General features: G+C 54.8%; 23 protein-coding genes and 1 pseudogene. All 24 read left to right on the top strand.

Features of this window, described 5'->3' with window-relative positions; all coding sequences use genetic code 11:
• Positions 1-25 precede the first annotated feature (25 nt).
• The 24 genes and pseudogenes from rplL to rpsH all read left to right on the top strand — a co-directional run bounded on the left by rplL (position 26) and on the right by rpsH (position 22,411).
• Positions 26-403, top strand: coding sequence for a 50S ribosomal protein L7/L12 (rplL, locus tag HSW_RS18850; protein WP_044003262.1), 378 nt, complete (start codon positions 26-28; stop codon positions 401-403).
• Between the two features lie 291 nt (positions 404-694).
• On the top strand, positions 695-4,570 hold the full coding sequence (rpoB, locus tag HSW_RS18845) for a DNA-directed RNA polymerase subunit beta (protein ID WP_197032010.1): 3,876 nt from the start codon (positions 695-697) through the stop codon (positions 4,568-4,570).
• 344 nt (positions 4,571-4,914) lie between these two features.
• Positions 4,915-9,267 (top strand): DNA-directed RNA polymerase subunit beta', encoded by a 4,353-nt coding sequence (gene rpoC / locus HSW_RS18840; protein WP_044003261.1) that lies wholly within the window; start codon positions 4,915-4,917, stop codon positions 9,265-9,267.
• 121 nt (positions 9,268-9,388) lie between these two features.
• Positions 9,389-9,736, top strand: a complete 348-nt coding sequence (locus HSW_RS18835; RefSeq protein WP_044003260.1) for a DUF3467 domain-containing protein — start codon at positions 9,389-9,391, stop codon at positions 9,734-9,736.
• Positions 9,737-10,014: 278 nt separating this feature from the next.
• Entirely contained in the window at positions 10,015-10,437 is a 423-nt protein-coding gene (gene rpsL, locus HSW_RS18830) for a 30S ribosomal protein S12 (protein WP_044003259.1), read from the top strand.
• Positions 10,438-10,523: 86 nt separating this feature from the next.
• Positions 10,524-10,991, top strand: coding sequence for a 30S ribosomal protein S7 (gene rpsG, locus HSW_RS18825; RefSeq protein WP_044003258.1), 468 nt, complete (start codon positions 10,524-10,526; stop codon positions 10,989-10,991).
• Positions 10,992-11,096: 105 nt separating this feature from the next.
• A complete protein-coding gene (gene fusA / locus HSW_RS18820; protein ID WP_044003257.1) occupies positions 11,097-13,241 on the top strand; it encodes an elongation factor G in 2,145 nt (714 codons plus the stop codon).
• Positions 13,242-13,262: 21 nt separating this feature from the next.
• A complete protein-coding gene (gene rpsJ, locus HSW_RS18815) occupies positions 13,263-13,568 on the top strand; it encodes a 30S ribosomal protein S10 (RefSeq protein WP_022822123.1) in 306 nt (101 codons plus the stop codon).
• Between the two features lie 172 nt (positions 13,569-13,740).
• A complete protein-coding gene (locus tag HSW_RS18810) occupies positions 13,741-15,021 on the top strand; it encodes an O-antigen ligase family protein (protein WP_081768496.1) in 1,281 nt (426 codons plus the stop codon).
• Positions 15,022-15,290: 269 nt separating this feature from the next.
• Entirely contained in the window at positions 15,291-15,911 is a 621-nt protein-coding gene (gene rplC / locus HSW_RS18805) for a 50S ribosomal protein L3 (protein WP_044003255.1), read from the top strand.
• A 9-nt stretch (positions 15,912-15,920) separates the two neighbouring features.
• Positions 15,921-16,559 (top strand): 50S ribosomal protein L4, encoded by a 639-nt coding sequence (rplD, locus tag HSW_RS18800; protein WP_044003254.1) that lies wholly within the window; start codon positions 15,921-15,923, stop codon positions 16,557-16,559.
• The gene (rplW, locus tag HSW_RS18795) at positions 16,559-16,846 is read left to right on the top strand and encodes a 50S ribosomal protein L23 (RefSeq protein ID WP_044003253.1); all 288 of its coding nucleotides are present in this window, start codon (positions 16,559-16,561) and stop codon (positions 16,844-16,846) included. The genes rplD and rplW overlap by 1 nt, the downstream gene beginning before the upstream one ends.
• Positions 16,847-16,886: 40 nt before the next feature.
• Positions 16,887-17,714 (top strand): 50S ribosomal protein L2, encoded by an 828-nt coding sequence (gene rplB, locus HSW_RS18790; RefSeq protein WP_044003252.1) that lies wholly within the window; start codon positions 16,887-16,889, stop codon positions 17,712-17,714.
• A 3-nt stretch (positions 17,715-17,717) separates the two neighbouring features.
• Complete coding sequence (rpsS, locus tag HSW_RS18785; RefSeq protein ID WP_044003251.1) at positions 17,718-17,996, top strand: 30S ribosomal protein S19; 279 nt, start codon at positions 17,718-17,720, stop codon at positions 17,994-17,996.
• Positions 17,997-17,998: 2 nt separating this feature from the next.
• Positions 17,999-18,478 (top strand): 50S ribosomal protein L22, encoded by a 480-nt coding sequence (gene rplV, locus HSW_RS18780; RefSeq protein ID WP_044003250.1) that lies wholly within the window; start codon positions 17,999-18,001, stop codon positions 18,476-18,478.
• A gap of 5 nt (positions 18,479-18,483) precedes the next feature.
• On the top strand, positions 18,484-19,368 hold the full coding sequence (gene rpsC, locus HSW_RS18775) for a 30S ribosomal protein S3 (RefSeq protein ID WP_044003248.1): 885 nt from the start codon (positions 18,484-18,486) through the stop codon (positions 19,366-19,368).
• A 38-nt stretch (positions 19,369-19,406) separates the two neighbouring features.
• Positions 19,407-19,832: a 50S ribosomal protein L16 gene (rplP, locus tag HSW_RS18770; protein ID WP_044003247.1), complete on the top strand. Its 426-nt coding sequence runs from the start codon at positions 19,407-19,409 to the stop codon at positions 19,830-19,832.
• Between the two features lies 1 nt (position 19,833).
• Entirely contained in the window at positions 19,834-20,046 is a 213-nt protein-coding gene (gene rpmC / locus HSW_RS18765) for a 50S ribosomal protein L29 (protein WP_044003246.1), read from the top strand.
• Between the two features lie 2 nt (positions 20,047-20,048).
• A complete protein-coding gene (gene rpsQ, locus HSW_RS18760) occupies positions 20,049-20,339 on the top strand; it encodes a 30S ribosomal protein S17 (protein WP_052346614.1) in 291 nt (96 codons plus the stop codon).
• A 1-nt stretch (position 20,340) separates the two neighbouring features.
• The gene (gene rplN, locus HSW_RS18755) at positions 20,341-20,709 is read left to right on the top strand and encodes a 50S ribosomal protein L14 (protein ID WP_044003245.1); all 369 of its coding nucleotides are present in this window, start codon (positions 20,341-20,343) and stop codon (positions 20,707-20,709) included.
• 3 nt (positions 20,710-20,712) lie between these two features.
• Positions 20,713-20,961, top strand: a pseudogene (rplX, locus tag HSW_RS18750) (50S ribosomal protein L24); the annotation flags it as partial.
• Positions 20,962-20,990: 29 nt separating this feature from the next.
• Positions 20,991-21,551: a 50S ribosomal protein L5 gene (gene rplE / locus HSW_RS18745; protein WP_044003243.1), complete on the top strand. Its 561-nt coding sequence runs from the start codon at positions 20,991-20,993 to the stop codon at positions 21,549-21,551.
• Complete coding sequence (rpsN, locus tag HSW_RS18740) at positions 21,544-21,813, top strand: 30S ribosomal protein S14 (protein ID WP_044003242.1); 270 nt, start codon at positions 21,544-21,546, stop codon at positions 21,811-21,813. The genes rplE and rpsN overlap by 8 nt, the downstream gene beginning before the upstream one ends.
• Before the next feature lie 199 nt (positions 21,814-22,012).
• Positions 22,013-22,411: a 30S ribosomal protein S8 gene (gene rpsH / locus HSW_RS18735; protein WP_044003241.1), complete on the top strand. Its 399-nt coding sequence runs from the start codon at positions 22,013-22,015 to the stop codon at positions 22,409-22,411.
• The last annotated feature ends 15 nt before the right edge of the window (positions 22,412-22,426 follow it).

The raw sequence follows: 22,426 nt of genomic DNA, 5'->3' as shown, positions 1-22,426 counted from the left end.
ACCCCCTTTTTAACAATCTACAGAAATGGCAGATTTGAAAGCATTCGCCGAGCAGCTCGTTAGCCTGACGGTAAAAGAAGTAAACGAACTGGCTACCATCCTGAAAGACGAGTACGGCATTGAGCCCGCTGCTGCTGCTCCCGTAATGATGCAGGGCGGTGGTGGCGCTGCTGCTGACGCTCCTGAGGAGAAAACCACGTTCGACGTGATCCTGAAGTCGGCTGGTTCGGCTAAACTGGCCGTTGTGAAACTGGTGAAAGATCTGACCGGTCTGGGCCTGAAAGAGGCCAAAGAACTGGTTGACGGTGCTCCTAAGGCCCTGAAAGAAGGTGTTTCTAAAGACGAGGCTGAAGGCCTGAAGAAGCAACTGGAAGAAGCCGGCGCTGAAGTAGAAGTTAAGTAATTTCTGCTGGCTGCTCTTAAAACCAGCAAATAAGGGAGAGGCCTGGCAACTAAGCCAGGTCTTTTCCTGTTTGTAGGCAACAAACTACCCGGAAGTTCGTTTGCACGCCGCTTTGCGGCTTTTTGTGCCTACGGATGCCAGAAGCGCAAGGTTCTGCTTTGCGCTTTCGTGCGCCCGCTACTTCCGCCACATCTCTCAAGGTAGCCGTTCTGCGGCTATCCTGTTCTGGATTCTCCCAGTGTCCATTTCCTAACCCCACATACATTGGCTACACCGAAAGCACAGTCAGGTCTGCAAAAGCTGCAAGCTGCTGACGAGCGGATCAACTTCGCCAAGATTAAAAAGGTTATTGAGTATCCGGATTTCCTGGACGTGCAGGTTCGCTCGTTCATGGATTTCTTCCAGTTGGAAACGGCTGCCGAGAACCGTACCGATGAGGGCCTGTTCAAAGTATTCGCCGAGAACTTTCCGATTTCGGACTCGCGCGAAAACTTCGTGCTGACCTTCCTCGATTACCACGTTGACCCGCCCAAGTACTCGGTTGACGAGTGCATCGACCGCGGCCTCACGTATTCGGTTCCGCTGAAAGCCAAGTTGCGCCTAGTCTGCAATGACTCGGACAACGAGGATTTCGAAACAATTGAGCAGGAAGTGTTCCTCGGGAACATTCCCTACATGACCGAAAAGGGCTCGTTCGTTATCAACGGTGCTGAGCGCGTTATCGTATCGCAGCTGCACCGCTCGCCGGGCGTATTCTTCGCCCAGAGCAAGCACACGAACGGTACCAAGCTGTACTCGGCCCGGATCATCCCGTTCAAAGGCTCGTGGATTGAGTTTGCCACGGACGTGAACAACGTGATGTACGCGTATATCGACCGGAAGAAGAAATTCCCGGTTACGACGCTGTTGCGCGCCATCGGCTACGGCACCGACAAAGACATCCTCGACCTGTTCGGGCTGTCGGAGGAAGTGAAGGCCGATAAAAAGAACCTCAAGAAAGCCGTCGGCCGCAAGCTGGCCGCCCGGGTGCTGCGCACCTGGACGGAAGACTTCGTGGACGAGGACACCGGGGAAGTGGTTTCCATCGACCGGAACGAGGTATTGCTGGAGCGCGACTCCACCATCGAGGAGGACGACATCGACACGATCCTGAACGCCGGGGCCAAGTCGGTGATTCTGCACCGCGAGAATGTAAACATTGCCGACTACGCAATCATTTACAACACGCTGCAGAAGGACAACTCCAACTCGGAGAAAGAAGCCGTGGAGCAAATCTATCGTCAGCTCCGGAACACGGAGGCCCCCGACGAAGAGACGGCCCGCGACATCATCCAAAAGCTATTCTTCTCGGATAAGCGCTACGACCTCGGGGACGTAGGCCGCTACCGTATCAATAAGAAACTGGGTATTGACACCGGTTGGGACGCCCGCGTACTGACCAACGAGGACATTGTTCTCATCGTGAAATACCTGATCGGTCTGATCAACTCGAAGGCCATTGTCGATGACATTGACCACTTGAGTAACCGCCGCGTGCGCACCGTGGGCGAGCAGCTCTACGCCCAGTTCGGCGTGGGCCTGGCCCGTATGGCGCGTACCATTAAGGAGCGCATGAACGTGCGGGACAACGAGGACTTCAAGCCGGTTGATCTGATCAACGCCCGGACGCTGTCGTCGGTTATCAACTCGTTCTTCGGCACCAACCAGCTGTCGCAGTTCATGGACCAGACCAACCCACTGGCCGAGGTGACGCACAAGCGTCGCGTATCGGCACTGGGGCCGGGAGGTCTGTCGCGCGAGCGGGCTGGTTTCGAAGTACGTGACGTTCACTACACGCACTACGGCCGCCTCTGCACCATCGAAACGCCGGAAGGACCGAACATCGGTCTGATTTCGTCGCTTTGCGTGCACGCCCGGGTTAACTCGATGGGCTTCATCGAGACGCCTTACCGCACGGTAGAGAACGGCAAGGTGGATACCACCGAGCACGTGAAGTACCTGACCGCTGAGGAAGAAGACACCCACCACATCGCACAGGCTAACGCCCGGATCGACGACGAAGGCAACTTCATCAACGATTTGGTAAAAGGCCGTTTCGAGGGTGACTTCCCCGTGGTTGGTCCGGACGAGTACAGCTACATGGACGTAGCCCCGAACCAGATTGTATCGGTGGCTGCCTCGCTGATTCCGTTCCTGGAGCACGACGATGCTAACCGGGCACTTATGGGCTCGAACATGCAGCGCCAAGCAGTTCCGCTGCTGAAAGCCGAGGCTCCGATTGTGGGCACCGGTCTGGAAGGCCGCGTAGCTACCGACTCGCGCACGCTGGTAGTAGCTGAAGGCAACGGCGTAATCGACTACGTGGACGCCAACCGCATCGTCGTGAAATACGACCTGACGGAAGACGACATCCTCGTTAGCTTCGATGCTGAGAAGATTTCCTACGACCTGATCAAGTTCCGTCGTACCAACCAGGACACCTGCATCAACCTGACGCCGCTCGTGAAGAACGGCGAGCGGGTGGTGAAAGGCCAGGTTTTGTGCGAAGGCTACGGCACCAACAAAGGTGAGCTGGCTCTGGGCCGGAACATGCAGGTGGCGTTCATGCCGTGGCAGGGCTACAACTTCGAGGATGCCATTGTCATCTCGGAGAAAGTAGTGCGCGACGACATCTTCACTTCGATTCACATCGAAGAGTTTGAGTTGGAAGTGCGCGAAACTAAGCGCGGCGAAGAAGAACTGACCTCGGAAATTCCGAACGTGAGCGAAGAAGCTGTGCGTAACCTCGACGACAACGGTATCATCCGTCTGGGCGCCGAGGTGAAGGAAGGCGACATTCTGATCGGTAAGATTACGCCGAAGGGCGAAACCGACCCGACTCCGGAAGAGAAGCTGCTCCGCGCCATTTTCGGTGACAAAGCCGGCGACGTGAAGGATGCCTCGCTTAAGGCGCCACCGTCCCTGCAAGGTGTAGTTATCGGCACCAAGCTGTTCTCGCGTCCGAAGAAAGACAAAAACCTGCGGGCCAAGTCGAAGAAGGAAGTGGAAGAGCTGAAAGACTCGTACGCCAAGGAACTCCGCGGCATCAAGTCCATTATGGTTGAGAAGCTGATTCAGCTCCTGGAAGGCAAAACCTCCCAGGGTATCAAGCATAAGTTCGGCGACGAAATCCTGACCAAGGGCGTGAAATTCGGGAAGAAGAACATCACGGAAGCGTTGTTCCCCGAGAAGAACCCCTACAAGGACGAGAGCAACTACGCCGTGCCCGAGGAGGTGAATATCTTCAAGGACCTAGTACTGGAAGGCTGGACCGCCGACGCCCGAGTGAACGGTATGGTGCTGCAACTGGTGAAAAACTACGCCAAGCGCCGCAACACCATCACGGCTCGCTTCAAGCGCGACCGGTTTACGCTGGAGGTTGGCGACGAGCTGCCCGCCGGTATTGTACAGCTGGCCAAAGTTTACATCGCCAAGAAGCGTAAGCTGAAGGTGGGTGATAAAATGGCTGGTCGTCACGGTAACAAAGGGGTAGTGGCCCGCATCGTGCGTGATGAGGACATGCCTTTCCTGCCCGACGGCACGCCAATGGACATCGTGCTCAACCCGCTGGGTGTACCTAGCCGGATGAACATCGGTCAGATTTACGAGACGGTACTGGGCTGGGCCGGCCTCAAGCTGGGCCGCACCTACGCTACCCCGATTTTCGATGGTGCTACCGAAGCGGAAGTATCAGCCGAACTGACGGAAGCCGGGCTGCCGACCTTCGGCCGTGCGTACCTGCACGACGGCCTCACCGGCCAGCGTTTCGACCAGCCGGTAACGGTGGGTGTTATCTACATGCTGAAACTGGGTCACTTGGTGGATGACAAGATGCACGCCCGTTCGATTGGACCGTACTCGCTCATCACGCAGCAGCCGCTGGGTGGTAAGGCACAGTTCGGTGGTCAGCGCTTCGGCGAGATGGAAGTGTGGGCATTGGAGGCCTTCGGTGCTTCCAACGTGCTGCAGGAAATCCTGACCGTGAAGTCGGATGACGTGGTAGGCCGCGCCAAAGCGTACGAAGCCATTGTGAAAGGCGACGTACTGCCCAAGCCGAATATCCCCGAGTCGTTCAACGTACTCATCCATGAGCTGCGTGGTCTGGCCCTAGAAATCACGCTTGACTAAGGTTTGAAAGTAGTGGCTGCTGATGCGCAAGTATCGGTAGCCACTTTTCAAGTCTTGCTTATAGAGAATACCCGCGGTTCGGGCAACCGATAACAGCCGCTGCCGGCGTCGTTCCGAGATATGGTCAGAACGGCATCAACCTCCGGCGGCAACTGGCCGCACCCTGATTCAGCTTGCTGAGTCGCCCAATTACCAGACCTGGCGAAGAACTACTGCGCGGCGTACCTATCCGACCCGCAGAGCACTTTTCGCAGAGTCGAACTGTTACGTTCTTTCCGACCCCTCTTAAGATGGGCGGAACCAACGGACAGAAAAAAGCCACCAGCTAACAACAGCTACCCTACATGGCGTTTGCAAAAAACAAGAAACTGGTACAGGACTTCTCGAAAGTCACCATTTCGCTGGCCTCGCCCGAATCCATCCTGGAGCGGTCGAACGGCGAAGTTGTGAAGCCCGAGACGATCAACTACCGGACGTACAAGCCCGAGATGGGCGGCCTGTTTTGCGAGCGGATTTTTGGTCCCGTGAAGGACTGGGAATGCCACTGCGGCAAATACAAGCGGATTCGCTACAAAGGCATCATCTGCGACCGTTGCGGCGTGGAGGTGACCGAGAAGAAAGTACGTCGGGAGCGGATGGGCCACATCGAACTGGTGGTGCCTGTTGCGCACATCTGGTACTTCAAGTCCCTGCCCAATAAAATCGGCTACTTGCTGGGCCTGCCCACCAAGAAGCTCGATCAGATTATCTATTACGAGCGGTACGTAGTTGTACAGCCCGGCGTATTGGGCGACGAAGGCGTGCAGCAGCTCGACTTCCTCACCGAAGACGAATACCTCGACATCATCGACAAGCTCCCCCGGGAGAACCAGATGCTGCCGAACGAGGACCCCAACAAGTTCATTGCCCGCATGGGTGCTGATGCTCTGCAACTCCTGTTGGAGCGCATCAATCTGGACGAGCTGAGCTACTCGCTGCGTGACTCTGCCGCCCACGAAACTTCGCAGCAGCGTAAGGCTGAGGCGTTGAAGCGTCTGCGTGTAGTAGAAGCGTTCCGTGACGCCTCGACCCGCGTAGAAAACAAGCCCGAGTGGATGGTAATCCGCATGGTGCCCGTGATTCCGCCGGAACTGCGCCCACTCGTTCCGCTCGACGGTGGCCGTTTCGCCACTTCCGACCTGAACGACCTGTACCGTCGCGTTATCATCCGCAACAACCGCCTCAAGCGCCTGATCGAAATCAAGGCTCCGGAGGTGATTCTGCGGAACGAGAAGCGCATGCTGCAGGAAGCGGTGGATTCGCTGTTCGACAACTCGCGTAAGGTGAATGCTGTGCGCGCCGAAGGCAACCGCGCCCTGAAGTCGCTGTCCGATATGCTGAAAGGCAAGCAGGGCCGCTTCCGTCAGAACCTGCTCGGTAAGCGTGTCGACTACTCCGGTCGTTCGGTAATCGTGGTAGGTCCTGAGCTGAAACTGCACGAGTGCGGTCTGCCCAAGAACATGGCGGCCGAGCTGTTCAAGCCGTTCATCATTCGCAAGCTCATCGAGCGCGGTATCGTGAAAACGGTGAAGTCGGCTAAGAAGATTGTGGACCGCAAGGACGCTGTGGTATGGGACATCCTGGAGAATGTGCTGAAAGGCCACCCAGTGCTCCTGAACCGGGCTCCTACGCTTCACCGTCTGGGTATCCAGGCGTTCCAGCCGCGCCTCATCGAGGGCAAGGCTATCCAGCTGCACCCGCTCGTTTGTACGGCCTTCAACGCTGACTTTGACGGTGACCAGATGGCTGTGCACGTTCCCCTGGGACCGGCCGCTATCCTGGAAGCCTCCATGCTCATGCTGGCGTCGCACAACATCCTGAACCCCGCCAACGGCGCCCCGATTGCGGTACCGTCGCAGGACATGGTTCTGGGCTTGTATTACGTAACCAAAGGCAAGCGTACCACGCCCGAGGAGAAAATCGACGGCGAAGGCATGATGTTCTACTCCGATGAGGAAGTAGTTATTGCCATCAACGAAGGCATTCTGTCGAAGCACGCCTACATCAAGGTTCGTACCCTGGTGCGCGATGAAAACGACGACTTGGTGACCAAAATCATCGAGACGGTAGCTGGTCGTGTGCTGTTCAACCAGATGGTGCCGACGGAAGTGGGCTTCGTGGATGAGCTGCTGACCAAGAAAAAGCTCCAGCAGATCATTTCGATGGTGTTCAAGCGGACCGGCATGGCCCGCACTGCACAGTTCCTCGACGACATCAAGACGCTGGGCTTCCAGTCGGCTTACAAAGGTGGTCTGTCGATGGGTTTGGGCGACATCCAGATTCCGAAAGAGAAAGATGCTCTCGTAGCGCAGGCTCAGGCCGATGTGAAAGCCGTAACCCAGAATTACCAGATGGGTCTGATTACGGACAACGAGCGTTACAACCAGGTTATCGACATCTGGACGCGTATCAACAACCAAATCACTGAAACCCTCATGGGTCGCCTCGAAAAGGAGAACCAGGGCTTCAACTCGATTTATATGATGATGCACTCCGGTGCCCGTGGTTCGCGCGAGCAGATTCGTCAGCTCGGCGGTATGCGGGGGCTGATGGCCAAGCCGCAGAAGTCGCTCCAGGGTTCAATCGGGGAGATTATCGAAAACCCGATTCTGTCGAACTTCAAAGAAGGCCTCGATGTAATTGAGTATTTCATCTCGACCCACGGTGCCCGGAAAGGTCTGGCTGACACCGCGCTGAAAACGGCCGACGCCGGCTACTTGACGCGCCGTCTGGTAGACGTATCGCAGGACGTTATCGTGAACGAGGTAGACTGCGGTACCCTGCGGGGCATCGAAACCTTCGCGTTGAAAGACAACGAGGATATCGTAGAACCCCTGTCGGAGCGTATCCTGGGCCGTGTAGCAGTACACGATATCATTGATCCGCTGACGGACGAAGTAATTCTACCGGCTGGTCTGGAAATTACTGAGGAAGTTACCCGCCGTATCGATCAGACCAGCATCGAATCGGTGGAAATCCGTTCGGTACTGACCTGCGAATCGAAGCGCGGTATCTGTGGCAAATGCTACGGCCGTAACCTGTCGTCGGGCCGCATGGTCCAGAAAGGTGAGGCTGTTGGCGTAATTGCTGCCCAATCCATCGGGGAGCCTGGTACCCAGCTCACGCTGCGTACCTTCCACGTAGGTGGTACGGCTTCCAACATTGCCGTAGAAGCCAGCCTGAAGGCCAAGTTCGCCGGTGTGGTGGAGTTCGAAGATATCCGTACCGTCGAAACCGCTAACCCCGACGGGGAGCCGGTGAAAGTGGTTATGGGGCGCTCGGGCGAAATTCGCATCGTGGAGAAAGGCACTGGCAAAGTGTTCATCTCGAACCACGTGCCGTACGGCTCGTTCCTGCTGGTGGAAGAAGGCCAAGAGGTAGAGAAGGGCGCTGAGCTCAACAACTGGGACCCCTACAACGCCGTTATTCTGGCCGAATTCGACGGTACTGTGCAGTACGACGCCATCACGGAAGGTATTACTTACCGCGAGGAGTCGGATGAGCAGACGGGTCACCGAGAGAAAGTAATCATCGAATCGAAGGCGAAGGACCAAAACCCCGCCATCATCGTGCGCCCCGGCAAAAAGGGTGACATGGAAGGTTCGAAAGGCTACTCCATTCCGGTAGGATCCCACTTGAACGTGGAGAACGGCGAGAAAATCAAGGCTGGTCAGATTCTGGCCAAGATTCCGCGTGCCGTGGGCAAAACCCGCGACATTACCGGTGGTCTGCCCCGTGTTACGGAGCTCTTCGAAGCCCGTAACCCGTCGAACCCGGCCGTTGTGGCCGAAATCGACGGCGTGGTAACCTATGGTACGGTGAAGCGTGGTAACCGTGAAATCTTCGTGGAGTCGAAAGACGGCGTCAAGAAGAAGTACATGGTGCCGCTATCCAAGCACATTCTGGTGCAGGACAACGACTTCATCCGTGCGGGTGCTCCGCTTTCCGATGGTGCCATTACGCCTTCGGATATTCTGAGCATTCAAGGCCCAGGTGCCGTGCAGGAATACCTCGTGAACGAGATTCAGGAAGTATACCGCTTGCAGGGTGTGAAAATCAACGATAAGCACATTGAGGTGGTTGTTCGCCAGATGATGCAGAAAGTTGTGATTCTGGACGCCGGCGACACGACCTTCTTGGAGCACCAGGTAATCGACAAGATTATCTTCATGGAGGAAAACGATACCATCATCGACATGAAGGTGGTAACGAATGCCGGCGACTCGTCGAACCTGAAGCCCGGTCAGATTGTCACGGCTCGTCGCCTGCGCGACGAGAACAGCAGCCTGCGCCGCCGCGATCTGCAACTGGTGGAAGTACGCGACGCGCAACCTTCCGTATCCCGTCCTACGCTGCAGGGTATTACTCAGGCATCGTTGGGTACTCAGTCGTTCATCTCGGCCGCCTCCTTCCAGGAGACGACCAAGGTGCTGTCGGAAGCTGCCATCCGTGGCAAGGCCGACGAACTGCTGGGCCTGAAGGAGAACGTAATCGTAGGTCACCTCATTCCGGCCGGTACCGGTCTGCGCGAATACACGCGTCAGATTGTCGGCTCGAAAGAGGAAATGGAAGCCGCTCAGGCCGCCAAGACTGAGGAAGCCGCCACTCCGGCCAAACGTCCCGCCCGCGCCTCGCGCCGCGAGTCTGTTTCGGAGTAAGCTAGTAGTAAGCGTATAGGAGAAGCCGGTCAGAGCAATCTGACCGGCTTTTTCTTTTACAGATAGCCGTAACTTACCAGCGAGGTTAACTTCTCGTTCTTTTCCCCGTTCTCTTTTCAGTATGAGCCAACCCAACCAACCCGAAGCCGACGCGCCTCAACCCCAGGACCCGAATGCCATCAACATCGAGCTGTCGGAAGAAATAGCCGAAGGCGAGTACGCCAATCTGGCCATGATTGCGCACAGCAGTAGCGAGTTCGTTATCGACTTCATCCGGCTGATGCCGGGGCTGCCTAAAGCTAAAGTGAAGTCACGCATCATCCTTACGCCCGAGCACGCCAAGCGGCTGGTAGCGGCCCTGACGGAGAACATTGAGCGGTACGAGCAGGCCAACGGCCCCATCAAGGAACAACCCAATGATTCGCCGAGGTACCCGATGGGTTTCGGAGGCAAGATGGGAGAAGCTTAGCAGCCCGGAATAATTCAACGCGTGAAGCGGCTTATATCGAAAGATGAAGGCCGCTTCCTTGTTTTAGTACAAGTGTGGGCCGCAGTACATTTAAAATGCAGAAACCAGCCGCCTACACTCGCTCAAGAAGCTGTCAAAGCATAAGCAATGGGTTGAAATAAGAAGATTGGTTACGCTAAAATTAACTAGTTCAACCCGTTTGCTATTTGCCGGCAACTTTTCTACCTTTGCAAGCCTAATTTTTGGGAGAGAACCCTCCTTGACAAAACCTACCGTAGATGCCTACCATCAACCAGTTAGTACGAAAAGGCCGCGAGAAGCTGACGACGAAGTCGAAGTCGCCCGCCCTTGACTCGTGCCCGCAACGCCGTGGCGTTTGCACCCGTGTGTACACCACTACGCCCAAGAAGCCGAACTCGGCTATGCGTAAAGTAGCCCGTGTGCGTCTGACCAATGGCAAAGAAGTTAACGCCTACATCCCGGGTGAAGGCCACAACCTGCAGGAGCACAGCATCGTGCTGATTCGTGGTGGTCGTGTGAAAGACCTTCCCGGCGTACGTTACCACATCATCCGTGGGGCCCTGGATACTGCCGGTGTAAACGGCCGTACCCAGCGTCGCTCGAAGTACGGTGCCAAGCGTCCGAAACCCGGCCAGGCTGCTCCAGCCGGCAAAGGTGCTCCCGCTAAGAAGAAAAAGTAATTGAAACCGAGTGAGGTAGCGCGCAGTGCTGGATAGCACATGGTTCTTATCCCACTTGCCCGTTGCCCACACTCATTTCTATACCCATGAGAAAGTCAAAACCGAAGAAGCGCATCCTCCTGCCCGACCCCAAGTTCAAGGAGACGCTGGTTACCCGTTTCGTAAACTACATGATGTACGACGGGAAGAAAAACCTGGCCTACACCATTTTTTATGATGCCTGCGAGCTTGTTGAGCAGCGCACCAAGGAAAGCGGCGTTGAGATGTGGCGCAAAGCCCTCAACAACGTAATGCCGACCGTAGAAGTAAAAAGCCGCCGCGTAGGTGGTGCTACCTTCCAGGTACCTACTGAAGTTCGTCCTGACCGTCGCATTGCCGTAGGTTCGAAGTGGTTGATTCAGTATGCTCGTCGTCGTGGTGAGAAAACCATGAAGGACAAGCTGGCCGGCGAAATCATTGCCGCCGCCAAGGGTGAAGGTGCTGCCGTGAAGAAAAAGGACGACACGCACCGGATGGCAGAAGCCAACAAGGCCTTCTCGCACTTCCGCTTCTAAAAAATGAGTGAAGGAAGGAATGCGTGACCGGGTGAAATGGTTAATGCCATACGCTCAACAAGTCCTCATTCACTGACTCACCCATTCACTCATTCTCAAAGAGACATGGCTGTTAATAAAGATCTGCAATACCTCCGGAACATCGGGATTATGGCGCACATCGACGCCGGTAAGACCACCACGTCGGAGCGCATTCTCTACTACACCGGTAAGACCCACAAAATCGGGGAAGTGCACGAAGGTGCCGCCACGATGGACTGGATGGAGCAGGAGCAGGAGCGTGGTATCACCATCACGTCGGCTGCTACTACCACCTTCTGGAATTATCCGACCGACGCCCAGGGCGACCCGACTGCGGATACCAAGCAGTACAAAATCAACCTGATTGATACTCCCGGCCACGTTGACTTCACGGTTGAAGTTGAACGCTCACTGCGGGTACTTGACGGTGCTGTGGCCCTGTTCTGCGCCGTATCGGGCGTAGAGCCGCAGTCGGAAACCGTATGGCGTCAGGCTGACAAGTACAAGGTGCCCCGCATCTGCTTCGTTAACAAAATGGACCGTGCCGGTGCTGACTTCTTCAAGGCCGTTAACGAGATTAAGGACAAGCTGGGTGCTAACCCCGTGCCCCTGCAAATCCCGATTGGCGCTGAAGATACCTTCAAAGGCGTAGTTGACCTGCTGACCGGCAAAGCCATCGTATGGGATGACGCTACCCAAGGCAAATCGTACCACGAAATCCCGGTTCCGGAGGATCTGGTGGAAACGGTAGCCGAGTGGCGTCAGAAGCTCATCGAGAGCGTAGCCGAGTATGATGACCGTCTGTTGGAGAAATTCTTCGAAGATCCGGAAAGCATCACCCGCGACGAAATGATGGTTGTTATCCGCCAGGCGGTTATCGACATGAAGTTCTCGCCCGTAATGTGCGGTTCGGCGTTCAAGAACAAAGGTGTGCAGTCGATGCTGGATGGCGTAATGGCCTACCTGCCGTCGCCCCTTGATATGCCCGCTATTGTCGGTACCAACCCCGACACCGGCGAGGAAATCGAGCGTCACCCCGACAATTCGGAGCCCTTCACCGCTTTGGCATTCAAGATTGCCACTGACCCCTTTGTAGGTCGTCTGTGCTTCTTCCGCTGCTACAGCGGCGTGCTGGATGCTGGTTCGTATGTGCACAACAACCGCACGAACAAGAAGGAGCGTATCTCGCGTCTGATGCAGATGCACTCCAACAAGCAGAACCCCATCGATAAAATCCAGGCTGGTGACATTGCTGCCGGCGTGGGTTTCAAAGACATCAAAACCGGTGACACGCTGACCGACGAAAAGTCGCGCATCGTACTGGAGTCGATGTCGTTCCCTGAGCCCGTAATCGGCTACGCCATTGAGCCCAAAACTCAGGCTGACGTTGATAAAATGGGTATGGCTATTGCCAAACTGGTGGAGGAAGACCCCACGCTGGTGGTACAAACTGACCCCGAGACGGGCCAGACCGTACTGAAAGGCATGGGCGAGCTTCACCTGGAAATCATCATCGACCGTATGCGTCGGGAGTTCAAGGTCGAAATCAACCAGGGCGCTCCGATGGTAGCGTACAAAGAGATTCTGACGAAGTCGGTAGAGCACCGCGAAACATACAAGAAGCAGACAGGTGGTCGTGGTAAATTCGGCGACATCGTATTCGAACTCGGTCCGAAACTGACCGATCCGGAGAAACCAGGTCTGGAGTTCGTGAACGATATCACCGGTGGTGTTATCCCCCGCGAATTCATCGCGCCGGTTCAGAAAGGCTTCGAAGAAGCTATGAAGAACGGTCCGCTGGCCGGCTTCCCCATCGAAGGCATGCGAGTTCGTTTGTACTACGGTTCCTACCACGATGTTGACTCGGACGCCCTGTCGTTCGAACTCGCTGCCCGTGGTGGTTTCCGTGAAGCCGGCAAGCAAGCTGGTCCGAAACTGCTCGAGCCAATTATGGCGGTAGAGGTTGTTTCGCCCGATGAGTACACGGGTTCGGTAACCGGTGACCTGAACCGTCGCCGGGGCATCATGAAAGGCATGGACACCAAAGGCGGTGCCAACGTGATTAAGGCTGACGTTCCGCTGTCGGAGCTGTTCGGTTACGTAACTACGCTGCGTACCATCTCGTCGGGACGGGCTTCGGCTTCGCTGACGTTCTCGCACTACGACCAGGTGCCCAACAACCTTGCTGAGGCCATCATCGCCAAGCAAAAGGGTAACGCCATCCGCTAATACCGCTTTCATTCAACAGACATGAACCAGAAGATTCGCATCAAACTCAAATCCTACGACCACAACTTGGTGGACAAATCGTCGGAGAAGATTGTGAAGGCGGTGAAGGCTACGGGCGCTATCGTAAGCGGCCCCATTCCGTTGCCGACCGACAAGGAGAAGTTCACCGTACTTCGCTCCCCCCACGTAAACAAGAAGTCGCGCGAGCAATTCCAGCTCTGCACCTACAAGCGTCTCGTTGACATCTATTCGACTTCGTCGAAGACGGTAGATGCCCTGATGAAGCTTGAGTTGCCCAGCGGCGTTGACGTTGAAATCAAAGTCTGAGGACTGATTTCCCCGACTAATTAGGATGAACGCCCTACTGTCTCTGTGGAGATGGTAGGGCGTTTTCTTTTTTATTGGTGCAACTTGACCTTAAAGTAAAGGCTCGTTGTATAGTGGAGCTTCGTTTGGCGTTTACCACTTGTTTGGTTGTTCCGGCTCCTTAATCCGCTTCATGGCATTTTCCTTAGGATCTACTTTAACCATTCCCCGGCTGTTAGTAGCAGCTGGCTTTTTCTGTGTCTGCATTATCGTTGGCCTGTTCACCAGCAGCTTTTTTCGGATTCTGCCCAGCATAGGAATGATAGGGCTATTAGTGACGGGAGTGAGTTGCTTTGCTATGCATGGTCAGCACTACAACCGTGCTGACCGAAGTTACTATTGGCCTTTTATGTTAATATTTCTCCTTCACATCGGAGGCGGTCTGATTACCATAGATGGGCACATGAAGGAATATACCCGAGACGTTTTGCTACAACTGCCATACCTGGCTTTGCCAATAGGTTTCTGGTTATTGCCACCGTTTCCAACGCGCTACCTAAAGAGGTTGTGGCTAACATTATTGGGTACAACTGTACTGGCTGCTTTACTGAGCACCGGCAACTACTTGCAGCATTTCGACCAGATAAACGAAATGTACCTGCACTCTAAGGTAATGCCCACTGAACCAGATCATATTCGGTTTAGTCTGCTTATTACGCTGGCGGTGGTGACTGGCGTTTGCTTGCTGGCGCACCGTAATGTGCTGGGGTGGGGGAACAGGCTGATCTGGATGTCGGTTGGCTTTCTGGTTTTCTATCAGCACCTACTGGCCGTGCGTAGCGGACTGGTGACGTTGTACGCCGCTGGCGGTCTGGCTCTACTCTGGCTGGTATTTCGCCGCCGGCAGTATCTGCAGGCATTGTTGCTGGCGGGCTGCTTGGTGTTAGTACCTACCATCAGTTACTCGGTGTTTCCAACGCTGCAAAATAAATCAGCGAATACCCGGGAAGATGTAGGTCGGGTGACACACACCGCTTCTGCTAATAATTACTCTTTAGTCGGTCGGGTGTATTCCTATAAGATAGCCCTGGAAATCCTGCAAAACAATCCGTGGTTTGGAGTAGGCAGGGCTGACATAGAATCGGAAATGGCAGCATATTATCAGAAGCGGTATCCCAATATCCGCCCATCCGCTTATATCCAACCGCATAACCAATTCTTGTTTTCTGCAGTAGCCTTCGGGTTGGTAGGGTTAATCGTGTTTATCGTGGGCTTTTATTATGCAGGTATCAGTGTATGGCCCCGATATGCTCCTTTGCTACTAACCCAGTACGTTATCCTGACGCTATCCTTTCTGGTGGAGTACACCCTAGAAACTCAGATTGGCTTAGGTTTCGCGCTGTTTTTTTTGTTGCTGGCGCTGGAAGGTCAGAAGGTAACTGCCAAACCAGAAACAACCTGGCGCCCAGTGTAACCGAACATAAGTTGTCATTCCTAATGGGCGACCCACAGTGTATGTCAGGTCGCCCATCGGCGTATGGGTCGATTATACATTGCACCTAAGCACTGTTATAAGAGTCTGAGGCTAATGGAGAAGGAGGTGTTGCGCAGCTAACTGCCTAACGTTAAAATATTTCAGAAGGCAGTTAGATAATCACATAACAATTTCCTAGCTTTGCACTCCATTTCCGAAAACGCCACTCGGGCGTTTTCAAGTGTGTCTTTTTCTAAAACCCCAATCGAATGCCTGGCATCATCGGTAAAAAAATCGGTATGACAAGCCTCTTCACTCCGGACGGGAAGAACATTCCCTGCACGCTCATTGAGGCGGGTCCGTGCGTAGTGACGCAGGTTAAGACCATCGAAACGGACGGCTACACAGCCATCCAGCTCGGCTACGGCGAGAAAAAAGCGAAGAATACCACCAAAGCACTGGCTGGTCACTTCGCAAAAGCCGGAACCACCCCCAAACGCAAACTCGTTGAGTTCCGCACTGACGAGGCTGGCAACTATGCCGCAGGTTCTACCATCGACGCTACCCTCTTTGAAGAAGGTGAGTTCGTTGACGTAGTAGGTACCTCTAAAGGTAAAGGCTTCCAGGGCGTTGTAAAACGCTACAACTTCGCCGGTGTAGGCGGACAGACGCACGGTCAGCATAACCGTGGCCGTCACCCCGGTTCTATTGGTGCCTGCTCTTGGCCTTCGCGCGTATTCAAAGGAATGCGCATGGGTGGCCGCATGGGAAATGACCGTGTGAAAGTGCAGAACCTGAAGGTAATGCGCATTGTAGCCGACAAAAACCTCATCGTGGTTAGCGGCTCGATTCCCGGTGCCAAGAACTCTTTCGTGGTCCTGGAAAAATAAGCTAGTAAGATGGAACTGTCAGTAATCAACATCAAAGGTGAGGACACCGGCCGCAAGGTTACCCTGTCCGACGCCATCTTCGGCCTGGAGCCGAATGAGCACGTGATGTACCTCGACGTAAAGCAGTACTTGGCCAATCAGCGCCAGGGCACGCACAAGTCGAAGCAGCGTAACGAAGTACACGGCACTACCAAGAAGCTGAAGAAGCAGAAAGGTACTGGCGGCGCCCGCGCAGGTAGCATGAAGTCGGGTGTATTCGTAGGTGGTGGCCGGATTTTCGGTCCTCAGCCCCGCGACTACGGCTTCAAACTGAACAAGAAAACCAAGCGTCTGGCTCGTCTGTCGGCTCTGTCGGCACTAGCTAAAGACGGTAAGGTATCGGTAGTGGAAAATATTTCCCTGTCGACCCCCAAAACCAAGGAGTTTGCCGCCATCCTGGCTGGTCTGAAGCTGAACAACGGCCGCAAGACTCTACTGGTAACCGGCTCGGTTGATAAGAACGTTGTTCTGTCGGCCCGTAACATTCAGCGCGTGAGCGTAGCTACCCCCGTAGCTCTGAACACTCACGACCTACTGAACACCGATACCCTGCTGTTGTCAGAAGATGGGTTGAGCGCACTGGAACAACTCTATACCACTGCTGAGTAATGAGCATCCTGAAGAAACCCATCGTAACTGAAAAGGCTACGGGTCTGAACGAGAAAAGCCAGTACGCTTTTGAAGTGGCTATCGACGCCAACAAAGTTCAGATCAAGAAAGAGATTGAGCAGCTGTATGGCGTGACGGTTTTGGGCATCAGCACCATCCGCACCATCGGCAAAGTGAAATCGAAGTTCACGAAAGGCGGTGCCGTTTCCGGCCGTCGTCCGCATGGCAAGAAAGCCATCGTGACCGTAAAAGAGGGCGATATCATCGACTTCTACAACGGCCTGTAAGCCTACTTTCCCGCCAAGAGATTTTTCCTAAGCAAGAGTAATGGCACTCAAAAAACTAAGACCAACATCACCGGGTCAGCGCTTCCGCATCGCCCCGGCCTTCGACGAGATTACTGCGTCGACGCCGGAGAAGTCGCTGTTGGCACCCCTGAAAAACTCCGGTGGCCGTAACAATTCGGGCAAAATGTCCAACCGCTACATCGGCGGTGGTCATAAAGCCAAATACCGTATCATCGACTTCAAGCGTGACAAAGCCGGCGTTCCGGCCACGGTGAAGACGATTGAGTACGACCCTAACCGCACCGCCCGTATTGCCTTGCTGCAATACGCTGATGGTGAGAAACGCTACATCATTGCTCCTGCCGGTGTTACCGTAGGTGCCAGTGTTGTGTCGGGTTCGGGCGCTGCTCCGGAAGTTGGTAATGCTCTGCCCCTGCGCGAGATTCCGCTGGGTACCATTGTACACAATATCGAGCTGATGCCCGGTAATGGTGCTGCAATGGCCCGCTCGGCCGGTACCTACGCTCAATTGGTAGCCCGCGAAGACAAGTACGCCACCCTAAAACTGCCCTCCGGCGAAATGCGCATGGTACTCGTTACCTGCATGGCCACGGTTGGTACTGTTTCCAATGGCGACCACATGAACGTTCGTCTGGGCAAAGCCGGCCGCAACCGCTGGTTGGGTCGTCGTCCGCGCGTTCGTGGTGTTGCTATGAACCCTGTCGATCACCCCATGGGTGGTGGTGAAGGTAAGTCGTCGGGTGGTCACCCACGCAGCCGTAACGGTATCTTCTCGAAAGGTCAGAAGACCCGGAACAAGAACAAGTACTCCGAGCAGCTCATCGTTAACCGCAAAGGCAAGAAGTAAGCAATGGCACGTTCACTAAAAAAAGGGCCGTACATTGACTTCCGGCTCGAGAAGAAAGTAACGGCAATGGATGAGTCCGGCAAAAAGTCGGTGGTGAAGACTTGGTCGCGCCGCTCGATGATTTCGCCTGATTTCGTTGGCCACACCTTCGCCGTTCACAACGGCAATAAGTTCATCCCGGTGTATGTAACGGAGAACATGGTAGGACACAAACTCGGTGAGTTTGCCCCGACCCGTAACTTCCGCGGCCATATCGCCAAGAAAGATAAAGGCAAGCGCTAATCATGGAAGCAGTAGCTAAACTCCGGAACGTGCCCACCTCGCCGCGCAAGATGCGCTTGGTGGCCAACCTGGTACGCGGTCAGAAAGTGACTCGTGCTCTGGGCCTGCTGAAATTTGAGGCCAACTCGGGTGCTCCTAAAATCGAGAAACTGCTCCTGTCGGCTCTGGCCAACTGGCAGCAGAAAAACGAAGATGAGCGCATCGAAGACGCAAACCTCTACATCAAAGAGATTTTCGTGGACGAAGGCCGCATGCTGAAGCGTTTGCGCCCCGCCCCCCAGGGTCGCGGTCACCGCATCCGCAAGCGTAGCAACCACGTGACGCTGATCATCGACTCTAAAGTAGAACCGCTGGGCAGCAAAGCCGCCACCAAGCAGGCTGCTGAGACGAAAGGCACTGAGGGCTCGGCCGAAGCCAAGCCCAAGACTCGTCGTAGCTCGGCTAAGAAATCCACTGAAACCAAGGCAGAAGCCACCGCATAAGCACTATGGGACAGAAAGTAAATCCGGTTGGCTTCCGTCTGGGCGTCATTAAAGGATGGGACTCGAACTGGTACGGCGGCAAGGACTTTGCCGACAAACTGGTAGAGGACGAGAAAATCCGCAAATACATCATGGCTCGTATCCCGAAAGGTGGCATTAGCCGCATCGTGATTGAGCGTACGCTGAAGCGCGTTACCATTACCATCAACACGGCTCGTCCGGGTGTGGTAATCGGTAAAGGCGGCGCCGAAGTGGATAAGATCAAAGACGAGCTGAAGCAGATTACCGGCAAAGACGTTCAGATCAACATTTTCGAGATCAAGCGTCCGGAACTCGACGCTAAGCTGGTAGGTGAGAGCATCGCTCAGCAGCTCCAGGCTCGTATCTCGTTCCGTCGCGCCATGAAAATGGCTATTCAGGCTGCTATTCGCGTTGGTGCCGAAGGCATCAAAATCCAGTGCGGTGGCCGTTTGGGTGGTGCTGAAATTGCTCGTTCCGAGCAATACAAAGAAGGCCGCACTCCGCTGCACACGCTGCGCGCTGACATCGACTATGCGCTGTCGGAAGCTCAGACCGTGTATGGCAAAATCGGTATCAAAGTGTGGGTAATGCGCGGTGAAGTGTTCGGTAAGCCCGACCTCTCGCCTAACCAGCAGCCTGCTGGTGGTCAGGGTGGCGACAGCCGCAACGACCGTGGCCCACGTGGCGACCGGAATGACCGTGGTGGTGACCGTGGCCCACGTCGTGACCGTGGTGGCGAAGGCCGCGGCGGTGATAACCGTGGTGGTCAGGGTGCCGGCGGCGGTCAGGGTGCTGGTGGCCAGCGCCGTGGTGGTGGCCCAGGTGGTCAGAACCGCGGTGGTCAGGGTGGTGGCGCTCCGCGTCGCTAACCCATTTCTTTCTCTCGAATTTTAATTCAAGATAACTCATGTTACAACCGAAAAGGACCAAGTATCGCAAGATGCAAAAGGGTCGCGTGCACGGTTTAGCGCATCGCGGCAGCTCCATTGACTTCGGTTCGTTCGCCATCAAGTCGCTGGAACAGGCTTGGATTACGGCTCGCCAGATTGAGGCAGCCCGTATCGCCATGACCCGCGCCATGAAACGCGAAGGTCAGGTGTGGATCCGCATCTTCCCCGACAAGCCGATTACGAAGAAGCCCGCTGAAGTGCGGATGGGTAAGGGTAAAGGTTCGCCCGAGTATTGGGTAGCCTGCGTGAAGCCTGGCACCATTATGTTCGAATCCGACGGGGTTACGCTGGAAGTAGCGCAGGAGTCGCTGCGTCTAGCCGCGCAAAAACTGCCGGTTCGGACCACTTTTGTTGTTCGTCGCGACTACGTAGAAAGCAAGTAAGATGAAGAACGCCGATATCCGTGCCCTCTCCATTGAGGACCTCAAAACCCAGATCAAAACCGAGCAGACCAGCGGTCAGACCATGCGCTTCGCGCACGCCATCTCGCCCTTGGAAAACCCGATTCGTCTGAAGCAAGCCCGCAAAAATGTCGCCCGTCTGCTGACCGAGTTGAAGCGTCGCGAGAACGAGCAGGCTACTAACTCTGCTAACTAACGATGGCAATCAACGAAGAACAGCAGGCTGCTGCCGCCACTGAGCGGAACCTGCGCAAAGAAATCATTGGCCGCGTTTCCTCTGCCAAAATGGACAAGTCCATCACGGTGATTGTGGAAAGCAAGATGAAGCACCCCATCTACGGCAAATTCGTTACCAAGTCGACCAAATTCATGGCTCACGACGAGAATAACGAGTGTGGCGAAGGTGATACGGTTCGCATCATGGGTACGCGCCCACTGAGCAAGAACAAACGCTGGAGACTGGTAGAAATCGTAGAACGCGCCAAGTAAGATGATACAGCAAGAATCCCGTCTGACCGTCGCTGATAACAGCGGCGCCAAAGAAGTTCTTTGCATTCGTGTCCTCGGTGGCACGGGCAAGAAATACGCCAGCGTAGGCGACAAGATTGTAGTTGCAATCAAGTCGGCTATTCCCTCCGGCAATGCCAAAAAAGGCACTGTTTCAAAAGCAGTAGTGGTTCGCACGAAGAAAGAAGTACGCCGCAAAGACGGTTCGTACATTCGTTTCGACGATAACGCCGCCGTACTGCTCAACAATAACGACGAGCCCCGCGGTACCCGCATCTTCGGCCCAGTTGCCCGTGAACTGCGTGAAAAGCAATTCATGAAGATCGTTTCGCTGGCTCCTGAAGTTCTCTAAGCAATGGCAACGAAACTGAAAGCTGCACCCGCGAAGCTGCACGTAAAAACCGGCGACACCGTACTGGTGATTTCTGGTGATGAGAAAGGTAAAACCGGCACCATTAAGTCGGTTAACCGTTCGACGCAGCGTGTTATCGTGGAAGGCCTGAACCTGGCAACCAAGCACAACAAACCCAGTGCGAAGAACCCCCAGGGCGGCATCACCAAGATCGAGGCACCGATTCACGTGAGCAACGTGAAGCGCGTAGACTCGGCCAACGCCTAATCCGCTCTACGACCATGGCACGACTGAAAGAAAAGTATCAGAAAGAAGTAGTACCAGCGCTCCAGGAGAAATTCCAGTTCAAGAGCATCATGCAGGTACCGCGCATCACCAAAATCTGCATTAACCGCGGTATTGGTGCTGCCGTAGCTGACAAGAAGCTGGTAGATAATGGTGTTGATGAATTGACCATCATCACCGGCCAGAAAGCTGTTCCGACCATTGCCAAGCGTTCGGTTTCGAACTTCAAGCTGCGCGAAGGAATGCCCATCGGTGCTCGCGTTACCCTGCGCGGTGAGCAGATGTACGAATTCCTGGACCGTCTGCTGACCGTGGCTCTGCCCCGTGTTCGTGACTTCAAAGGTATCAACGACAAAGGCTTTGACGGCCGGGGCAACTATACCCTGGGCGTGAAAGAGCAAATCATCTTCCCGGAAATTTCGATTGACAAAATCAAATCGATTTCCGGTATGGATATTACCTTCGTAACGACGGCCGAAAACGATGAGCAAAGCTATGAGCTGCTCAAAGCCTTCGGAATGCCGTTCGCTAACGCCAAGAAACAGAACAATGGCTAAGGAATCAATGAAAGCACGGGAGCGGAAGCGTATCGCTACCGTAGCCCGTTACGCCGAGAAGCGCAAGGCTCTGAAAGAAGCTGGTGATTTCGAAGGCCTGGACAAACTGCCGCGCAATGCGTCGCCCGTGCGTCTGCACAACCGCGACAAAATCGACGGCCGTCCCCGTGGTTATATGCGCAAATTCGGCATTAGCCGCGTGCGTTTCCGCGAAATGGCTCTCGCCGGCAAAATCCCCGGTGTAACCAAGTCCAGCTGGTAGAACCACTGGTTGTTGCTCCAGCAGCTCTGCTGTGTAAAGCAATGATATTTGGCAGGTTGCCGAAAGAAACCATCAGCCGAGCTTTAACCAGCCGAGTTGAGTAGTCTTAATCGAAAATTTCGTCGCCTCTTTCCGTGGCGGCGAAATTTTCATATCTTTGCGGCTCCCTAAAAAACGGGCGCTTCATTTTTACAATCGAATGAACACAGATCCAATTGCCGACTACCTGACCCGGGTACGCAATGCCATTAAGGCAAACCACCGGGTAGTAGAAATCCCGGCCAGCAACATCAAAAAGGAGATTACGAAGGTGCTTTACAAGAAGGGCTACATTCAGAGCTACCGGTTTGATGATGCTGCTGTACAAGGCACGATTAAAATCGCTCTTAAGTACAATCCGGCTACCAAAAAACCCGCTATCACCAAGCTGGAGCGCATCAGCTCGCCTGGTCTGCGCACGTATGCTCACGTGGAGAACCTGCCCCGCGTATTGAGCGGTCTGGGTATTGCAATTCTGTCGACGTCGAAGGGCGTAATGACGGAGAAAGAGGCGAAAGCCGAGAACGTGGGCGGCGAAGTGCTGTGCTACGTCTACTAATCTGAAAGGAAACAG

It is taken from the genome of Hymenobacter swuensis DY53, from assembly GCF_000576555.1.
Taxonomy (GTDB): Bacteria; Bacteroidota; Bacteroidia; order Cytophagales; family Hymenobacteraceae; genus Hymenobacter; species Hymenobacter swuensis.
Note: the sequence above shows the minus strand (reverse complement) of the source record. Positions and strands in the feature narration are given on the sequence as shown.